This is a genomic window from Paucisalibacillus globulus DSM 18846, from assembly GCF_000482485.1.
In the GTDB taxonomy this organism is placed as follows: Bacteria; Bacillota; Bacilli; order Bacillales; family Amphibacillaceae; genus Ornithinibacillus; species Ornithinibacillus globulus.
In genome coordinates this window covers 1-1,765 of the sequence record NZ_AXVK01000048.1, presented here as the reverse complement: position 1 = coordinate 1,765, position 1,765 = coordinate 1, and the positions used below count along the sequence as shown (strand labels likewise).

Annotated in this window: 1 protein-coding gene; it reads left to right on the top strand. The window is 35.3% G+C overall.

What is annotated here, in order from left to right; all coding sequences use genetic code 11:
* Positions 1-227: 227 nt before the first annotated feature.
* Positions 228-1,765: ATP-binding protein (locus K332_RS22485; protein ID WP_051359449.1), on the top strand; the 1,538-nt coding region annotated here is incomplete at its 3' end.

The window sequence follows — 1,765 nt, the reverse complement described above, 5'->3', positions numbered from 1 at the left end:
ACGTATGTGGATGATAAGTTGACGGTTTATTCGTATGATGGGGATCGGGTGTTTAAGAGGTAAATATTAGGGAAAATATTGAATTTGTATATATAATAACTCAGTTCACTTTGAACTGAGTTATTTCTTGATTGATTAAAAGGTTTTTTAAGGTTAGTGTAGAATTAATATTACTAAGGCGAACGGACGTTAAGCACCTTTGTATAAATCGAAATGAGGTGTATAAATTGGATAAAGAAGAACTATTGGATTTGATTAAGGATATACAGTCATTTAAAAGCGAATTTGATCATGTTGAACTAAAAACAGGTCAAAAGGGGGCACCAAAAGTACGTGATACGTTGTCGTCCTTCAGTAATAAAACTGACGGCGGAATCATCTTCTTTGGGATTGATGAAAATGAAGAGTACAACATAGTTGGCGTATATGACATAGAAGACCTTCAAAAACAAATTATGAATCAAACAAAGGAAATGGAACCTGAGGTTAGGGTGGAATTTGTCCCTTTAGAGATAGAGGACAAATATATCCTTGCTGTAATTATTCCAGAGTGTTCAGCTGATTTAAAGCCCTGCTTTATAAAAACAAAAGGTATGCGAAAAGGTTCATATATTCGAGTTGGGGACTCGGATGAATTAATGAATGATTATGAAATCTACAATTTAGTCGTATCCCGTGGACAAGCAAAAGAAGATAAATCTTTGGTGTTAGATGCCTCACTGGAGGATCTTGATCATGAAGCTATTAAAAAATTAATTGAAAATATCAAGATATCAAAGCCGAAGCTATATAGACTAATTAAAGAAATACCATATGAAGAAAAGCTAAGAAAGTTAAATCTTGCCGGGTTTAGTGGGGAAAGCCTTATCCCAACTTTAGCAGGACTTCTTGTCTTTGGATTGTATCCACAACAACACCTTCCATCCCTAGGGGTAACTTTTTTGGTCTTACCTCATAATGAAATGGGAATACTTGGACCAAGAGGTGAACGTTTTTTAGATAACAAGAAAATTGAAGGTAGTATTCCTGAAATAATTGATGAAGTGGAAACCCTCATTTTGCGTAATATGAAGCAAAAAACCATTATTCAAGGCTTAAGTCGCCTGGACATTTGGGAGTATCCAGAAGATGCAATTAGAGAAGCTGTGAGAAATGCAATAATCCATCGGGATTATAGTGAGTTAATGCAATCAAATTACATACAGGTACGAATGTTTCCTAACAGAATCGAAATCGAAAGTCCTGGAACTTTGTATGGTGATGTAACTATTAATAATTTAATTTCCAGTACAAAAGCCAGAAACAGTGTAATTATTACCTTGTTAGAGGACCTTAAAATAGTTGAAAACCGTGGTTCGGGAATTGATACCATGATTCATACAATGAAAACAGCTCACCTTGAACCGCCACAGTTTAGGGAAACGCGAAATAGTTTTGTTGTTACATTTAGAAACCATAACTTTATTGATGAAGAAGCTATTTCATGGTTAAACTCCTATACCGATATCTCAATGAATGATCGCCAAGTTTCAGCACTTGTTTATATACGAAATAATAAAAGAATTACCAATCGGGAGTACCAGGAATTAAATAGCACGGACAGTGTGACCGCAACAAAGGAATTAAAATACTTATTACAAAATGATTTAATTATTCAAAATGGTACCAGAGGAGGTGCTTTTTATACCTTAGCGGAAAATGACGGAGTGAACGAACCAAACTCCGGTCCTAACAAGGATAGCTCCGGTCCTAACAAGGATAGCTC